The 15,810-nt window shown below is 58.5% G+C and carries 17 protein-coding genes; 6 read left to right on the plus strand and 11 right to left on the minus strand.

Features of this window, described 5'->3' with window-relative positions; genetic code table 11:
- Positions 1 to 17: 17 nt before the first annotated feature.
- Positions 18 to 986 (plus strand): UDP-glucuronic acid decarboxylase family protein, encoded by a 969-nt coding sequence (locus R3E77_11180; GenBank protein MEZ5499975.1) that lies wholly within the window; start codon positions 18 to 20, stop codon positions 984 to 986.
- A gap of 3 nt (positions 987 to 989) precedes the next feature.
- Here R3E77_11180 and R3E77_11185 read toward each other — a convergent pair whose 3' ends face one another.
- The 4 genes from R3E77_11185 to R3E77_11200 form a co-directional block, all read right to left on the minus strand.
- A complete protein-coding gene (locus R3E77_11185) occupies positions 990 to 2,114 on the minus strand; it encodes a hypothetical protein (protein ID MEZ5499976.1) in 1,125 nt (374 codons plus the stop codon).
- 123 nt (positions 2,115 to 2,237) lie between these two features.
- Complete coding sequence (locus tag R3E77_11190; GenBank protein ID MEZ5499977.1) at positions 2,238 to 3,686, minus strand: hypothetical protein; 1,449 nt, start codon at positions 3,684 to 3,686, stop codon at positions 2,238 to 2,240.
- 2 nt (positions 3,687 to 3,688) lie between these two features.
- Entirely contained in the window at positions 3,689 to 4,543 is an 855-nt protein-coding gene (locus R3E77_11195; GenBank protein MEZ5499978.1) for a hypothetical protein, read from the minus strand.
- 10 nt (positions 4,544 to 4,553) lie between these two features.
- Positions 4,554 to 5,762, minus strand: coding sequence for a DUF3617 family protein (locus R3E77_11200; GenBank protein ID MEZ5499979.1), 1,209 nt, complete (start codon positions 5,760 to 5,762; stop codon positions 4,554 to 4,556).
- A 170-nt stretch (positions 5,763 to 5,932) separates the two neighbouring features.
- On the opposite strand from R3E77_11200, the gene R3E77_11205 reads away from it, so the two are divergent.
- Genes R3E77_11205 through R3E77_11220 form a run of 4 tightly spaced genes read left to right on the plus strand, consistent with a single transcriptional unit; the run spans position 5,933 to position 9,796 of the window.
- Positions 5,933 to 6,610 carry a response regulator transcription factor gene (locus R3E77_11205; protein ID MEZ5499980.1) on the plus strand — a complete coding sequence of 226 codons (678 nt, stop codon included), beginning with the start codon at positions 5,933 to 5,935 and terminating at the stop codon, positions 6,608 to 6,610.
- Between the two features lie 7 nt (positions 6,611 to 6,617).
- The gene (locus tag R3E77_11210) at positions 6,618 to 8,453 is read left to right on the plus strand and encodes an ATP-binding protein (GenBank protein ID MEZ5499981.1); all 1,836 of its coding nucleotides are present in this window, start codon (positions 6,618 to 6,620) and stop codon (positions 8,451 to 8,453) included.
- A 58-nt stretch (positions 8,454 to 8,511) separates the two neighbouring features.
- Positions 8,512 to 9,021, plus strand: coding sequence for a DUF2059 domain-containing protein (locus R3E77_11215; GenBank protein ID MEZ5499982.1), 510 nt, complete (start codon positions 8,512 to 8,514; stop codon positions 9,019 to 9,021).
- A gap of 46 nt (positions 9,022 to 9,067) precedes the next feature.
- Entirely contained in the window at positions 9,068 to 9,796 is a 729-nt protein-coding gene (locus tag R3E77_11220) for a carbon-nitrogen hydrolase family protein (protein ID MEZ5499983.1), read from the plus strand.
- Positions 9,797 to 9,811: 15 nt separating this feature from the next.
- Here the strand turns inward: R3E77_11220 and R3E77_11225 are convergent, their stop codons facing one another.
- Complete coding sequence (locus R3E77_11225) at positions 9,812 to 10,126, minus strand: hypothetical protein (GenBank protein MEZ5499984.1); 315 nt, start codon at positions 10,124 to 10,126, stop codon at positions 9,812 to 9,814.
- 122 nt (positions 10,127 to 10,248) lie between these two features.
- Between R3E77_11225 and R3E77_11230 the strand changes: the two genes are divergently transcribed.
- On the plus strand, positions 10,249 to 11,541 hold the full coding sequence (locus R3E77_11230; GenBank protein MEZ5499985.1) for a helix-turn-helix domain-containing protein: 1,293 nt from the start codon (positions 10,249 to 10,251) through the stop codon (positions 11,539 to 11,541).
- Between the two features lie 20 nt (positions 11,542 to 11,561).
- On the opposite strand, the gene R3E77_11235 is transcribed toward R3E77_11230, so the two are convergent.
- The 6 genes from R3E77_11235 to R3E77_11260 form a co-directional block, all read right to left on the minus strand.
- Positions 11,562 to 12,065 (minus strand): hypothetical protein, encoded by a 504-nt coding sequence (locus R3E77_11235; GenBank protein ID MEZ5499986.1) that lies wholly within the window; start codon positions 12,063 to 12,065, stop codon positions 11,562 to 11,564.
- 17 nt (positions 12,066 to 12,082) lie between these two features.
- Positions 12,083 to 12,574 (minus strand): hypothetical protein, encoded by a 492-nt coding sequence (locus R3E77_11240; GenBank protein ID MEZ5499987.1) that lies wholly within the window; start codon positions 12,572 to 12,574, stop codon positions 12,083 to 12,085.
- Between the two features lie 489 nt (positions 12,575 to 13,063).
- The gene (locus tag R3E77_11245; protein MEZ5499988.1) at positions 13,064 to 13,492 is read right to left on the minus strand and encodes a hypothetical protein; all 429 of its coding nucleotides are present in this window, start codon (positions 13,490 to 13,492) and stop codon (positions 13,064 to 13,066) included.
- A 73-nt stretch (positions 13,493 to 13,565) separates the two neighbouring features.
- Complete coding sequence (locus R3E77_11250; GenBank protein MEZ5499989.1) at positions 13,566 to 14,039, minus strand: hypothetical protein; 474 nt, start codon at positions 14,037 to 14,039, stop codon at positions 13,566 to 13,568.
- Entirely contained in the window at positions 14,011 to 14,793 is a 783-nt protein-coding gene (locus R3E77_11255; protein MEZ5499990.1) for a TIGR04255 family protein, read from the minus strand. Before R3E77_11255 ends, R3E77_11250 begins: the two co-directional genes overlap by 29 nt.
- A gap of 507 nt (positions 14,794 to 15,300) precedes the next feature.
- Positions 15,301 to 15,798: a hypothetical protein gene (locus tag R3E77_11260; GenBank protein ID MEZ5499991.1), complete on the minus strand. Its 498-nt coding sequence runs from the start codon at positions 15,796 to 15,798 to the stop codon at positions 15,301 to 15,303.
- Positions 15,799 to 15,810: the final 12 nt, after the last annotated feature.

A 15,810-nucleotide genomic window follows, 5' to 3' on the forward strand; every position in this document is an offset into this window, starting at 1 on the left:
CAGCGAGCTACGGCACCATGAAAAACTATGCATTGCGCAAACGCGTCCTGGTCACCGGCGGTGCCGGCTTCCTCGGATCCCATCTGTGCGAACGACTGATTCGCGATGGCTGCGATGTGCTCTGCGTCGACAATTTCTTCACCGGCGCGCGTGGCAACATCACCGGGCTGCTCGGCAATCCGTCGTTCGAGCTGCTGAGACACGACGTCACCTTTCCTCTCTACGTCGAGGTCGACGAGATCTACAACCTGGCCTGCCCGGCCTCACCAATCCACTATCAATTCGATCCAGTGCAGACCACGAAGACGAGTGTAATTGGCGCAATCAACATGCTGGGTCTCGCAAAACGGGTAAAGGCACGAATCCTGCAGGCATCGACCAGCGAGATCTATGGCGACCCGAGCGAGCACCCGCAAACCGAATCGTACTGGGGCAACGTCAACCCGATCGGCACCCGCAGCTGCTATGACGAAGGCAAGCGCTGTGCCGAGACCTTGTTCTTCGACTATTACCGCCAGAACAAGACCGATATACGCGTGGTGCGGATATTCAACACCTATGGACCGCGAATGCATCCTCGCGACGGCCGTGTCGTCAGCAATTTCATCATGCAGGCACTCGCGAATGAAGACATTACGGTGTATGGCGATGGCAGCCAGACCCGCAGCTTCTGCTACGTCGATGACCTGATCGACGGAATGGTGCGCATGATGAACAACACCGAGCAGTTCGTCGGACCCGTGAACCTCGGCAACCCCCGGGAATTCACCATGCTGCAACTGGCCGAAGCGGTCGTTCGGCTGACCGGGTCCAAATCCAGGATCGTGCACCGACCCTTGCCGCAGGATGACCCGAAACAACGCCAGCCTGATATCAGTCTGGCCCGATCGAAGTTCGATTGGACTCCGAAAGTCGATCTCGATAGTGGGCTCGCGCGCACCATCGCGTACTTTCGAGACCTTGCGAACGCTATCGTGTCGCGCTAGACCTCAGGGTCTGCTCGAATCGATGATCGATGCCTCGCTGATGCCGCGCAACACCGGCGATGCCGCGAAATTGAACGAACCATAGGTCACGCGGTAACGACCACTGTCCCAATAGGCTTCGAGCGTATCGCCAAGCTCGACGTCGGGCGCGGCGCCATTGGCCGCGGGCGCCAAAACCGGGTTCGATTGCGAACGAAACCAGCTGACGCCGTCGGCGCTGCTGGCATATCCCAGGCCGTCACCGGCTCGTGTCGCGGCACCGCCGCTGCGCAGCGCCGGGTACCAAAGGTGGAAAAGACCGCGGTCATGAACGACGGTCACTCCGTTGATGGAACCATCATCCCATTGGCCAGGATTTCCCGGCACGAAAACGGGGTTTCCGGAGTATTTGCTCCAACGCACGCCGTCGCTCGATAGCGCATAGCCTACCTGCGCCCTGCCGCTCGTGGCGTTCACGCCCTTGTACCACATGCGATAGTCGCTTGCGCCAAGCCGCAATACTTTGACATCGGCGACATAGCCATCGTCCCAGGCGCCAGCGACCCCCGGTGACAATACCGGATTGCCGGAATACTTCGTCCATGCAAGGCCATCGGTTGAGGTCGCATAGCCGATGTAACGCGGCGCCCCATTGCCGCCACCGTGATACCAGAGCTTCCACAATCCCGCATCGGCATCGAATAACACGGCCGTAGGTGCGACTTCATTCTTCTCCCAGGATTGCGAGTAACTCAATACGATGCCGCGCTTGACCCAATTGCTGCCGTTGCTCGACGTCGCATACGCTATTTGCGTATCGTTGGCGCTATTCGCGATCGCTTCGTACCACATGCGGTAATCGCCCGCTGCCACCTTGACAATGGATCGTGGCCCCGCCTTGATGAAATCGAATGACTCGGGGCCGTTACGCAGAATCGGGTTGGCACTGCCACGCGTCAGCAGCTGCGTCAGCGGCGCGGGCCCGCTCGACGGAGGTGGTGCCGGCGGAGGTGTGATCGGGCCGCGTTCGCTATCTGATTGGACGCCCGAGCCGCCGCCGCAGGCCACCAGAAAGCACACCGCGGCCATGGCCGCTATGGAATTGCGGATTGACAAAACAACCCTCTGAAAATGTTTGCGCAACAGCACCAAGGAATTGTGCGGGCTGTCATCGGCGCGATGGACAGCAGTATGCCGAGTCAATGCTTCAGACCCAAGTTGTCTGCGACCTGCGACAGCCGCGGCATTGCTGCCCGCGCTGATCGCTGGACACTACATGGTTGCGCTGACTCTCACGTCCGCGCAACGGGCAGGCACACCAGGAAGCTGCCTCAAGGCGAGCAACTGGGCATTGATACGCGGGCGAAAATCACCAGGATCCAGGCTTTGCGCCCGCGCAAATGCACGCAGCGCATCGGTTTCGCGACAGGCGGCCGCATACGCCATGCCGAGATTGTTGGCCGCCCGGGCATTGCCCGGAGTTTGCCGCAAAACATGCTCCCAGAACGTGATTTCGTTTTCATAGATCGATTGCTGCGCCAGGCTTCGCTGCCCCAACAGTATGGCCAGCATGACGACCGGCACGACCGCGCCGACGCGGCCACAGCGCTTTTGGATGGAGCTTAGCTTCCACCCAAGCAACCATGCCGGACCGATCATCGCCAGATACAACTGGCGATCGAACGCTACGTCCATCCGCGACAAGACGGAGTTGGTGGGCGCCAGCCAGATGAAAAACCACAGCATGCCGAAGGCGACTGCCGGCCGACGGCGCAACTGACTCAAACCAAGCCCAATAAGCACAAGCAGCATCATGGCCCGCAGCATCGTTGCTGCGCCCGGCTGCACGACCTGCGCAAGCCCCGCGTCGGGATTGGGTAATCTGACGAGCAGAAGCTGACCGATGAGATAGCTGACGCCGTTCGCCTGCGTCCAAAGATTGCCCGACAGCGTATGACCGACGGCCGCCTGTGCAAGTAAACGCGGGTATGGGGTCACCCAGATCGCTGCGACCAGTGCCAGGAGCACGACCAGCGCATAGGGCCCTACGCTGTGCGTCAAATCTCGCAGAACCCGTGAACTCAACAACCGATCCTGCGAACCGGTACAAAGCACCCAAAGCCCCATTGCGGGAACAGTAGCGACCGACACCTCCTTGCATCCGAGCGCAAGCGCCAGTGTCACGTATGCCGCGAGATGCATCACGCGATTCGATCGCGCTGTGGGCGCCAGCGCGGCGTCGCGACGGGATGCCGCCCAGAGTGCAATCGTCAGCAGACTGAAGAGCGCGGCCAGAGACGTCGACCGTCCGGAGATGTATGTCACTGCATCAGCCTGAACGGGATGTAATGCAAACAGCATTGCCGCAATGCCTGCCGCAACCGGTGCGCTCGCAGTGCGGATGTTGTCCGGACGTTGTGCGATCTGCTGGCCAAGCAACAGGGTTACGCCGTATACGAGCACCGTATTGATTGCATGCAATACGACATTGACCGTACGAAACCCGGTTGCGTCGCTGCCGTACTCGTGGTTGAGCGCATACGTCAACTTGAGAACGGGTCGTATGCCCGGCATCGACTCCCACCAAGCAGTCAGCGATTGCACGCGCGGATCTGCGACGATTACACCGAAATCATCGAACTGGAAGCTGCCGTGGATCCCCATACTCCAGACGATAGCGGCAGTAACGAGGAGCGAAATCGGGATCAGCGCGAAATACATGATCAGTGCCCGGAGTGTGAAGACAAAAATTCAGCCGCGGACAATTGAAAGGCCTGCTCGAGAATTCCCAAGGCGACCCACCATCGATCCGGCGCATCGAGCATCACGATCCACACGTCCCTTTGATCGCGATGCGCCGCCAGGATGAGACATTTGCCCGCCTGCGAGGTAAAGCCGCTTTTGAGACCGTATACGCCGGTCACTCGCCCCACCATCTGGTTACTCTGGTGGAGCGCAATGCGCCGGCCTGCCGAGGAGACGATCGCAGCTTGCGTAATGGCTGTTCGATCGGCGATCTGTGGATTGGCAACTGCCGCAGCACTCAAGCGCAGCAGATCGCGCACGGTCGTGAACTGGCCTTCGGCGTCCAGCCCGCAGGGCTGCACGAAGTGCGAGTCACGCATCCCGAGCTCGCGGGCCCGGGCATTCATCAGTGCCGAAAATTTCATTGCACCGCCAGCTCGATCTTCTACCAACGCGATACAGGCATCGTTCGCCGACGCGACCAACATGGCCGTCAGGAGGTCTTCGAATCGGAAACTCTCGCCGGCACGCAAGCCGGCACGGGATCCAGCGATCCGCGCGGCGCCCGAGGAAATCTTCACAGTTGTGCCAGACGGCACACCGGGTTCGAGTATGACCAACGCAGCGAGCAACTTTGCCAGCGAGGCCGGTGGCCGCCGTGCGTCGAGGTTTCGTGCCCAAACCAGGCGCCCATTCACGGCGACCGCATACGCCGCGGCGGCGCGCGGAAACCTGTCGACGGGCGCGCCAGGACCAGCGGCGATCGCCAGCGGCGCTATCCACGAAGCGACTACGAGCCCGATCACCCGCCGCAGCGCACGGCAAGCTGCCATTCGTGACAGGTCAGTTCCCGCCGCCAAAAATACGTCCAAGCACCTTCTTGGCCGATTTGCCGAGTTCCTTGGCCTTGTCGGTCGCGGTCGCCGGCTTTGGCTCCTGGTTTTCGTCGTTGCCCGTCGCGGCCTCATTGTCAGCGGCGCCGGTCGCGCCCGGTCGGTCGCCCGACTCGCCCGCGGCGCTGGTGCGGACCTGCGACGAGGAATCCGCATCACCTGCATTGTCGCCACCGAAATCCCGGCCTGCAAGGTACGCCGACCAGCTGCTGCAGAACTTCGTATACCGCGGATCCTGGGCCGAAAAGGTAAATCCGCGTCCCGTGCATTCCCGATCTGCAAGTGCCTGCGCGAGTGGTAATCCTTCGGATATGAGGAATTCCCAATCGCCCGCGGCCTCTGCTCCGGCTAGAAGCTTCTGGCGCACGGTATCTTCCTTGCCGAGCGTGCAGCGGCTCAAGCGACTTTGCAGTGAATCATTCTTCACAAAGCCCTTGGCGAAGGCGCGTTTGGTCTCAAGAAATCCTGCGCGTGTATTGAGCGCGGCACAGACCGCCTTGCGATCCTCCGGTCGGCCGCACATCGCGGCGCTGCCATCGGGCGAAAATGCACGCGAAAACTCGTAGGCCACGTCGCCGGGCTTCTTCTTGAGCCCACTCATGATCTGGCGGCAGTTTTCCGCGATATTGTCCTCGGCTTGTTTTTGCATCTTGTTGGCCATCGCATTGAACTTGCGAAAATCCGCATTCGCATCGCAGGCCTGCCCCAGCTTGACGCTGGTCATTTTCATCGTCATATCGCCCTCGGCGGACGACATACGCATGGTTGTTCGGTATTTTCCTGGTCCGTCACTGACCTGCTCGAGTGATCCTTCCATCGCCTGCTCGCCCGTGCAGCGCATCTGCGCCTTGAAACCATTGGGCGAGCGCTGCACGCTCGTCAGCTCGCATTCGTCGCTCGGCATCGCAAGTGCTTCGTCCGCGTCATTGTTGGACACGCAGACCTCACGCGTCGTCGACGGAATGCTCATGCCCATCATTTCCATCGTCGTCGTCTGGCGATATTTCACGCCAGGCACAACCGCTTGGGTCAGTGCCAGGCGGCTCGCGAACAGCGCGAGGGCTGTCAGTGCCATCAGCGGCAGGGTCTTGCGCGCGATGATTAGGGTTTCTGATCGAATGAGGGCGGCTATCGCTGCCCTGCGCACGGTACTTCTCATGCTTCTTGGCTCCTGGATGCCCATGGTTTGCATTGAACGATGCACAGGTCGCAAGTGTCCGCGAAGTCGATGCCCTGTCGCGTCCCCAATTCAAGTGACGCCAAAGGTTCGGTGCCGCGACCCAACGTGGTGATACCACGCCGTAGCGGCCATTGCGTTAAGATCACGGCGTGAGTGCAATTCCGCCGGAAGTCGAACTGCGCGACGCGCTGCGCGTCATGATCGTCGAAGACGATGTGCGTTTCGCCGACCGCTTTCGCGCCGCACTGGCCCGATCACCCGTCATCCAGTTACTCGCTATTCACGCAAGCTGCGCGGTCGCAGTCGAAGCACTCCGGAGGCAGGCACCCGACATCCTGCTGGTCGATCTTGGACTGCCGGACGCCAGCGGCCTCGAGGTCATTCGCGAGTGCAATCGCCTGCATCCGCAGTGCGACGTCATGGTCATCACCGTATTTGGTGACGAGCAACATGTCATTGCGGCCATAGAGGCGGGCGCAACAGGCTATCTATTGAAAGACGCGCTGCCGGATGACCTGATCAGCCAGATCGTTGCACTCAGGCAAGGCGGAAGCCCGATCAGCCCATTGATCGCGCGGCAGCTATTGCGTCGCGCCCGGCCAGCTGCTGCCAACGACCCTGGAACCGCCAGTCTGTTGTCAAGCCGTGAGCAGCGGGTACTCGAGCTGATTGCCAAAGGCTATTCGTTCGTGGAAATTGCCCGGCTGTTGAGCATTTCTCCGCATACAGTGATGACTTTCGTGAAACGGGTTTATCGCAAATTGCAGGTCAATTCCAAGACCGAGGCTGTTTATGAGGCTCGCAAGATGGGCCTCCTTAGCGACTAGCCTGCTGTTGCCGGTCGCCTTGCTTGGCTGCGCCGGCAGGGGTCCGGACTACACCAGGGTAACCCGTGCCGAGCGCGCCTATGAGTCGCCGTCGACAGCCGCAAACGCGCCACTGCCCGACTCGATTCCAGCCTCGTTACGCTGGGAAACCGTCACGCTCCCCATGCAGGATACGAGCATCAGGCGCTTCGATCGGATCGACACCGTCAGGCTGTGGCTGCGTCTTGATCTGTCCGGCTTGAAATCAGTCGGCGAGGAGCCGCTCGCCGTCGCTTTCAGTGCGTTTCAACCCTCGGGCTTCCACGCCGTGCTTTTCGTCAATGGTGTACGAGAAACAGAAACCGACTCCAGCCGCTCCAATTACTGGAATCAACCTCAGCTGCTGCCGGTCCCACGCCGGAGTGCGACGGGACCTATCGACCTCGTACTGGCTGTCGATTGCAGTGTTGGCGTCATGGGATGCAGCGCGCCATCCTTCATGGTCGGATCGCTGAGTGCGGTAACTTCCTGGTATGAGCTTCAGCAATTCCTGCGTGTGGACATCTCCAAGATCGCGAGCATGGCCATGTTGGCCATCGGTGCCTTCGCGATGCTGTTCTGGGTGCGTGGCCGTCACGATTCGGCGTTCTTGTTGTTTGCGGTTGCATCACTGCTGTGGACACTTCGGAGCCTGCACTATCACTTGCCCAACTACCCGCAGCCCCAGTGGCTGTTCTGGTGGCTCACGGTCAGTTCGCTGAATTGGCTGTGTTTTGTCGTATATCTGTTTGCTATCCGCCTGCGTGGCGAAAGTCGGCCGCGCACCGAACGCGCACTCGCCATGGTTGCCGTTGTCCTGACATTACTGCGCCTGCCGGTGCTGCCGCTCGTCGAGTGGTGGCAGGAACAGCTGGTCTATGCGGCCCAGGCGATGACCTCGCTCCTGATCACCCTGATGTTGACCGTCGACGCATTTCGCGTGCGCACTCGCGAGCAAATGGCCTTGAGCATGGCGCTTTGGATCAGCCTGGCCTTTGGCATCCATGATGAGTTGCTCGATGGCGGGCTCATCAACATGGAAAGCGTCTTCTGGCTGCCGTTTGCCGCGGCGCCCATTTTCGGTGCTTTCATCTACGCCCTTGCGAGGCGCTACAGTGCCGCTGTCGAAACCGCAGAATCACTGAACGCTTCGCTTGAGACAACGCTCGCGGCCCGGCAGGCAGAACTCGCGCAGAGCTATGAGCGACTCAGCCAGTTCGAGCGCGATAGCGCAAGGGATGCCGAGCGGCAGCGATTGATGCGGGAAATGCACGACGGACTTGGCTCGACGCTGGTAAGCACGCTGGTCGCCGCGGAACGCCCCGAGACAGACCATGCCCAGATCGTCGATTTGCTGCGGGACGCTGTCGGCGAGCTACGCCTATTGATCGACTCGACGGATCTGGCTGATGACGACCTGGAAACGGCGCTTGGCAATCTACGGTACCGACTCGCTGCGCGAGTCGCACAGCTTGGTATCGCAATCGAGTGGCATATGGACAACCTGCCGGCACTGCCCTGGCTGGACGCGGCCTCGATTCTGCAAGTATTGCGCATCGTGCAGGAATCCGTCGCGAACGCGATCAAGCATTCGGGCGCGTCGGTCATTCGCATCGAGACGCGGGCGAACGAGCACATCTGCATCACCATCAGCGACAATGGCCGCGGCTTTGACGTTGCAGCGACGGAACAAGCGCCAGCGGGCAGAGGCCTCGCGAATCTTCGATACCGTGCGCGTCAGCTGAATGCCCATCTGGACATCTGCTCGTCAGGCAGCGGCAGTACCCTGCGACTGATGCTCCCGACCGGGATTCGAAGCACGTAACAAAGGCCCGGCTGATTCCTGTTAACGTAGACCAGGTTCCATCCAGAAAGGCCCTGCCATGAGACTCATGCTCGTTCTCGTTCTGCTTTCACCAGCATTCACATTCGCGACCGACCCGCCTGCTACCGACGACTCGATCCGCCAGCTCATCGAGATCACCGAAGCGAGCAAGATGATGGATGCGACCTACTCGCAGGTTGATGCCATGATGCAGAACTCGATGAAGGAAGCCGCCGGTGGGGCGACATTCACTCCGCAGCAGCAGAAAATCCTTGACGACATGCGGGGCCAAGTGATGGCCGTGCTGCAGGATGAAATGCGCTGGGACAACATTGAGCCGTATATTATTTCAATCTACAAGCAGACATTCAGCGAAGAGGAAGTTCAGGGACTGCTCGACTTCTATCGATCCAAAGCGGGACAGGCGATGATCAGGAAAATGCCGACCCTTATGCAGGGCACGATGAACATGATCCAGGACCAGATGGGTCGACTCATGCCGAGACTGCGCGAGATTCAGGACGATACGACTCGACGGCTGAAATCCTGCTGCACCGACGATTCCTAGTGGCTAGCGGCACTTCCCGGCTCCCCAAACCCGGCGGTCGCGGCCAATGAAGCTTTGCGCAGCGCAGATTGCGCCACAAGCCGGGCGAGTCGACCTCAATCTGAACAAACATCTGGCTGCCATCGATCAGGCGATTTCCCACGGCGCCAAATTTGTTCTTTTTCCGGAACTGTCCCTGACCGGCTACGAACCAACCCTTGCCAGCGATCTTGCGCTGGCTCCGTCCGATCCTTGCCTAGATGTCTTTCAGGGGCGCGCTGACGATACCGCCGTTGCGATAGCGCTCGGCGTGCCGCTGCGCTCATCCGCCGGCATTCAGATCGGTATGATGGTGTTCCGGCCCCGGTTGCCACGCGCAAGCTACGCCAAGCAGCAGCTTCACCCTGATGAGCAGACGCACTTCGCATGCGGTGATCGGGCGCTCTGCCTACCATACTCGGAACATGTTCTTGCCCCTGCCATCTGCTACGAGTCGTTGCAGGCCGACCACGCGGCAAGCGCCGCCCGGTTGGGCGCCGATGTGTACCTTGCGAGCGTCGCCAAGTCCGCACATGGTGTGACACAGGCTGGCGAGCACTACCCCCAGATTGCACAGCGACACGGCATGGTGGTGGTGATGGCGAATTCGATCGGCCCGTGCGACGATTTCGTCAGCGCAGGCCGATCCGCGATCTGGAATCAGCGCGGTCAAGTTGTTGCGCAACTCGAAGAGCACGCCGAGGGCCTGGTGATCTTCGACATCTCGACCGGCCGCGGAAAAGCCGTGTCGATTTGAAGCGCGCGCCGGTCGTCACATGTCCATGGCAGGCGCAATCTCAATCGAACCGCCGGACTTGAGGATTGGGCAGGCCTTGGCTTTCGCCTGCGCATCCTTGACGTCCTTCGCCTCGATGAGGCTGTAGCCGCTGGCAGGATTGGAGCCACCGTCGTTGGCGATCGACCCGTCCGACCTGACAGTCGTCGACTTGCCGACTGGATTGCCGCCATCGATCACTGCGGCACCCATGGAGCCGAACCACTTGCCCCAGTCGTCCATCACCTTCTTGGCCTGGGCTGCGTCGGCTGGCGCTTTACCACCGTGGTAGACAAAGAGATATTTGGCCATGTTGATACTCCTGGTTGAGCTGCGGAATGCCTGACCTGCTGTAGACTAATCACAATTAATCGATGGATCATCAGCCAAACTGCCGCAAAAACCGGCGTGCTGATTGTTAAATATTCACAATCATGAACAACAATGGACCGAATCGGACCCTCGGCGCCCCGCTGACCGTACTCGCCCGGCTCGGCGTCGTGCCCCGGGCCGGGTGCAGCCTGCAATTGCGTGCCGCAAAGGCGCTTGACGAGCTCGAGCGAACCATACTCCGGGAAATCCCCAACTATTCCGCGAGCGCCAATCCACAGGTGCTCCCGGAGCTCAAGCTCCATGCAAAGGCCCACGTCGAGGAGATCTCGCGACTCCTCGGCGGTGGTCTGCCAGCGCCGCTCGAGTTCGTGAAAGCACACGCGGTGCGGCGCGCGGATCAGCACTTTCCGCTCGAATCCCTGCTGCACGCCTATCGTTGCGGCCACAAGGTGCTATCGCGGTGGATGCGCGATGCAGCGATCGACGCGGCGCCTGGCAATGTCGAGCGAGCAGTCGCCGCCATTGCCGATTTTGCCATTGAATACACCGACCTCATCAGCACGCTGTGCGCCGCCGAGTATGTGGCGCGCACCCGCAAGATCGCCGAGGCCGAAGGAGATCGACGCACGGAACTGCTGAACCTGTTGGTCGCTGGTTACGATGAATCCGACGCGCGGGCGGCGCGTTTGATGAAACGCGCGGGATATCTCGAACAGCGGCAATCCTATTGCGTCGTGCTCGCGCAATCGACCGATCCGCTGGAAATGGAAAACCCGGGTCGCGCACAACGTATTATCGCGGCCGTTACCGAAGCCGTGCAGGACAGTTCCGTACGAACGCTCACGGGGCTGCGTGACAACGCTGTGATTTGCATTTACTCCGACACACGCAGAGTCTCTGGCTGGACGGCACCGCAGAGCGCGCTCGCAGAGCGAATCTCCGCCGCATTGCTGTCGCTGGGACCGGCCGTATTGATCGGCGTCAGCGCCGATGCGCCCTCGAGCGCGCATATTCCGCGCGCGGTTCACGAAGCCGGCGTGGCGCTCGATTTTGCGTCGGTTACGAACCGCGTCGTCTCATATGCCGAACTACCCATCCGCCGTCTGCTTTTGCACCGCGGGTCCGACTATGTGCAGTCTGCCCTGCCCGCCTGGAGTGGCGAAATGGCCGCAGCAGATGACAAGACGGGCGGCGAGCTCATCCGCACATTACGCGCGCTCGCGGATGCCAATCTCAATGTGCAGCAAGCGGGGCGGCGATTGGCGCTGCATGCCAACACCGTGTATGCACGTCTGCGCCGCATCGAGGAAATTACCGGACTTCGATGCCAGAGTTTTCATGATCTCAACGAGCTATTGCTGGCGGCGGACTGTCGGCCCAGCCCGGCGCCCTAGATGGCGGTTGCCCGTCCGCCTCACTGGCCGCCGGACAGCAACTCCCCCAGTGCGTAAAGCGTCTTCTGCGGAAATTGCTCGAGAGGATAGTAATTCGTGATGATCTCAAGGGCTCGGTCTTTGGAACGAATGTTGAGATGCCGCAAAAGATACCGGACATCATCCTCGTCGTGAAACTCGGCACCGAGGCGCATTGCGAGGCATTTCATCGCGAGCATGTACTCAGGCTGCGCGACCATGATGCGCAAGTGATCGAGCTCGAGAAACAGGGCAAACTCCCCACGTTGGCTCAAGTACCCTTTCACGCCGTCATTGAGCCAATGCGAATCGATTCGAGCCCGAGCGGCCACCCGAGCCGCCGCTTCGCGCACCTCCCGCGTCGGCCGAAACAGCGCGTCCACGTCCTGCGTGGAGGGGCGGGCCGAATAGGCAAGGCACATGACTGCGCCACCGACCAGGAATAATTCGCCCCGGATTTCGCTCCTCCCCAACTCCTCGCTCAGTTGGTCGAATAGGCGTCGCAAATCGGAGGACTTGAGGGTCACACCCGATCGCCCAAGGACGAATCGACAAATATATTGCGGCCTCTGAATGGCGCTGGCGACTGCGTCAACAAATACAGTCGAAGGCTCTGCAAGCCGCTCGCGAAGAAAGGTTCGGCTAACGGTTCGATGGAACCCAGCCACTGGGGCAAGGGCACGTTTTTTCGTTGACAGGCAGACTCGACCAGTGCGGCCACGTAGTTTGCGACAAAAGAACTCATTTTCCCCGCGGGCAATACCGCGACTGCATCCATGAGCTCGAGAGCTGATAGCCCGGACAAGAAGGAGTTGAGCTCAGCGAGAGCAAACCGTGCCGAATCGTCCTGTCGGCAAGCGCCAACGTGGTTCGCAAATTGCGCCGCCGGCGAGGACAAAACTCTCTCGAGTACATAGGCCGACATGTCGAGACCTGCGTCTTTTGCGAGTCGCTGAATTGCGGCCTTCTCGGCGGCGGTCACCCGAATCTGCAGCTGAGCGGATTTCGGCTTCATACTGACAAGGCTAGTCGACCCAAGGACAAATGTCAATACATATGTATTGACGCGCCTGTTGATGACCGCATCGGAGGACAGGCGGAGACGATGGTATTGCCCGGCGCTTCGCTGAAATTTTGCACGGCTGCCTTCATGCAACATGTCGGCCGACTCAACAATTCAGGGCGCGCCTTGGGTTCGTCCACACACCCAGCCCCGAGTGGAAAAGACTCCAGTTGGCGGAGAGGGTGGGATTCGAACCCACGATCGGGTTGCCCCGATGCCGGTTTTCAAGTCGAACGAGACACGCCTACGTGAATCTCAATCGCACATAATCGCTTGAATTACCTGCAGATCAAAAATTGTATGAACCCCATAAACCATGGGGTTTTCAGGGCAACTGCAACCGAAAGTGCAACTTCGCACATCTCGCGATTCGAGCGACAAATCAGTTGTCAATGCGCTAAGACAGATCGACTCAACTTGCAGCGAACGACATACGCCACGCTACATGCCCTGCGCGGCAGGCGAGGGTTTGAATCCAGCATTTTTCTTATAGAACATATTGTAGATTATCAAAGCGATAACATCTGGATCACTATCATTCTTTGGGTCAGAGACGCTCAAATGAGCATGCCAAAGGTTGCCGTCAGTCCCCGCGCTGTCGTCAGCAGGAATCGGCGACGCATGAACAGTTACTTTTCCAAAATCCCGTACTGCGTCGACTCGAAGGTACACCCATCCCTTAAACGAATCCACGCTCTTAGTTCTCGCCACGTGCGCTACCGCAAGGCATGCAACCTTCTTGCAGACAGCGGTCTTGCAGTCGCCGAGCCCAAGACGATCGACGGAAATCTTGTTTACATCGCGACGATCAACGAAATCGTCGGGTACGTACGGTGGCGGCGGCGTAGGTTTGCCATCGTAGCCATTCAACGGCTTTCGAGGACGCCCACCAAATATCCGCCGGCCAATGACGTTTTGGTCCGGAAGTTCAGTCCCTATCGCATCACTTGGTGTCCAAAGTGCCACTTGAGGCCTTACCCAGCAAATCGACAATCGGTGCGAATTTTTCTTGCATTTCCTGACCTGAAATGTCTGCAAGATCGACAACTGTTGCCACCACCGTACTGCCTTTGATAGCCACAATTTTCGCTGCGCTGTTTGTAACGATTGCCGACATGCTGCCGGCGGAAAGTGGAATCTCAATGTGCAACGCGCCGTCTCTGGTGCCATAGAGATGCGGCTCCGCAGGAAAATGGGGGGACGCCAACTCAAGGAAACGTATCGACGCACGAACAACCGTAGGGCTCAGCCATTCTCCGCCAAGATCTTGCTCAACACTAAGCGGCGCTACGCGCGATTTTCTGACTATTTCCTGAATTGTGCCCAACCAGTGCGGCTTATGAACTGTCGGACCCTCAATCGCCGCGACGTCAAAGGCAAACCAACTGCTACTGACCGCGGTCGTGGATATCGACACTTTTCACCTCCAAGGCTTCGATGGTTTCCCTGCGTAGCAGATGGAAGAATTCTCTCTTCTCGATTTCATGCGCCTGCGTAAGCCACTGCACAACGTCTTCTTGATCGCTGAATCTACGATCCGGCGGCGAAAAAACATCAACATCAATGAAAACATTCGACCCGTCCGGCAGTTGATTAGTCAGAAATCGTGGCGTCGCAACTAGTACCTTGGACACGAAAAGTGGCGGATCGTCTACTATCAAGCTGAGATTCAAATCCGATTCTACACTTTGTCCTGCAATTCCTATTTTCAAGTCGAGCTCAGATACTCCCTGGATTGCATGCAGTCTCTTGTTTAGGACATTCATGTATCTGAGGCCCAACCGGGTTACTTCTAGCTTGCCGGCCTTTTCAAACAACACTTCAACGAGTTTTGACAATTTCGGCTGGAGCCCTGCCCACCCGCCGTATGGAGGCATCTTGTGATAAGAAACCACCCTAGGACCAACTCGGACAACAAATGACCGTTGCTCGTTCGGAACCAGTTCAAGAGTCGGCAGGTATGCCAGATTCGGGTCGGAGTCAAAGAGCGCCTGCGGAATATCACCAACTGGCAGCCGCCGCACCTCGAAAGCAGAATACTCAGCGTAATCAGAAAGTCGCCCTATTAGTCTTTCGCGTTCAAGCTCCGCCTTGAACTTGATCTCGAAGATCGCTTCCTGAATGCAGTCATCCTTGAGCTTCTTCGGAACCGGTGTACCACGTGCTACCATTACTAATTTCTAGAACCGCTAACTCGGTCAAGCCCTTTTTGACTATCTTCTGGAAACTTAAATCCCTGGCACAAGCGCCCAATACACGCGGACGTCAACTTGCTTGCGGACGTAGTGATACTCTTCCGGTAGTAGATCGCGGCGACATCTTGTAGACCCATCTCCTCTGCTGCACGGCCGAGATAGAACCAACTAAGGTTGCTCCCCGAATTGATACGCATCACTCGCACCGCAAGCTGGTCCCATTGGCCAGCATCGTAAAGGGCTTTCGTATCATCCGCACCCCTGCCTTCCGTTACTGCTACCGCGTACCCTGAGGTTAGCGACAGCGTCTGAAGACTACTGTTGCCACTCTTAAACGCGGCAAGGAGATCAGCCGAAGGAGTCGAATAAGTGGACGGGATAATGCTAGAGGACGTGCAGCCTGATATGAGGCTCGTCACACCGCAAATTAGCAGAATAATCTTTGCACGATACATGCGACTACACCTCGAAATACCCCCCCCCCTAGTTACTCTTCCCGCCAGAGCGAATGAATATCGCGTCTCCAATCTTCTCAAAAGCGATCTGATAGGCTTTTGGGTCAGCGACAATAGTGTCGTTCTGCGACTGCTGTCCGTACAACGATGAGGTTGATTTCGTATTCACGAAATTCAGCCTAATACTGGCAAAGCCAGTTCTAATTTCCTCTATGAATGCCGTTGCCTTTGTCTGACCATGAGAAGACACGCCACCGAGCGCCTCCCAGAACGACGTCCTATTTCCTGAAGGACTCGAAGCCGTTATAAAGCCCGTTTCCTTGTCGGCACTCTGTACGATGTATCCTAAGTCTTGAAATACGCTGATTACGGCTGCAAACGCGATTCCCTTCTCGACTTCGAACTCTCTGGCTTGATACGCCTGAACCTGAAGCGACGTCTCTGTTTTCGGAGGCGCTGCAGCACATCCAGCAACCACGATACAGCAAGGCACAAACCATACAAGAATTCTTTTGCACATTGTCATTTAGTTACTCGG

It is taken from the genome of Steroidobacteraceae bacterium (assembly GCA_041395505.1).
Taxonomy (GTDB): domain Bacteria; phylum Pseudomonadota; class Gammaproteobacteria; order Steroidobacterales; family Steroidobacteraceae; genus JAWLAG01.

Coding starts and splice junctions, on each gene's coding strand:
- R3E77_11180 (MEZ5499975.1), top strand. CDS start 18: ATGAAAAACTATGCATTGCGCAAACGCGTCCTGGTCACCGGCGGTGCC.
- R3E77_11190 (MEZ5499977.1), bottom strand. CDS start 3,686: ATGTATTTCGCGCTGATCCCGATTTCGCTCCTCGTTACTGCCGCTATC.
- R3E77_11195 (MEZ5499978.1), bottom strand. CDS start 4,543: ATGGCAGCTTGCCGTGCGCTGCGGCGGGTGATCGGGCTCGTAGTCGCT.
- R3E77_11200 (MEZ5499979.1), bottom strand. CDS start 5,762: ATGAGAAGTACCGTGCGCAGGGCAGCGATAGCCGCCCTCATTCGATCA.
- R3E77_11215 (MEZ5499982.1), top strand. CDS start 8,512: ATGAGACTCATGCTCGTTCTCGTTCTGCTTTCACCAGCATTCACATTC.
- R3E77_11220 (MEZ5499983.1), top strand. CDS start 9,068: ATGAAGCTTTGCGCAGCGCAGATTGCGCCACAAGCCGGGCGAGTCGAC.
- R3E77_11225 (MEZ5499984.1), bottom strand. CDS start 10,126: ATGGCCAAATATCTCTTTGTCTACCACGGTGGTAAAGCGCCAGCCGAC.
- R3E77_11230 (MEZ5499985.1), top strand. CDS start 10,249: ATGAACAACAATGGACCGAATCGGACCCTCGGCGCCCCGCTGACCGTA.
- R3E77_11240 (MEZ5499987.1), bottom strand. CDS start 12,574: ATGAAGCCGAAATCCGCTCAGCTGCAGATTCGGGTGACCGCCGCCGAG.
- R3E77_11255 (MEZ5499990.1), bottom strand. CDS start 14,793: ATGGTAGCACGTGGTACACCGGTTCCGAAGAAGCTCAAGGATGACTGC.
- R3E77_11260 (MEZ5499991.1), bottom strand. CDS start 15,798: ATGACAATGTGCAAAAGAATTCTTGTATGGTTTGTGCCTTGCTGTATC.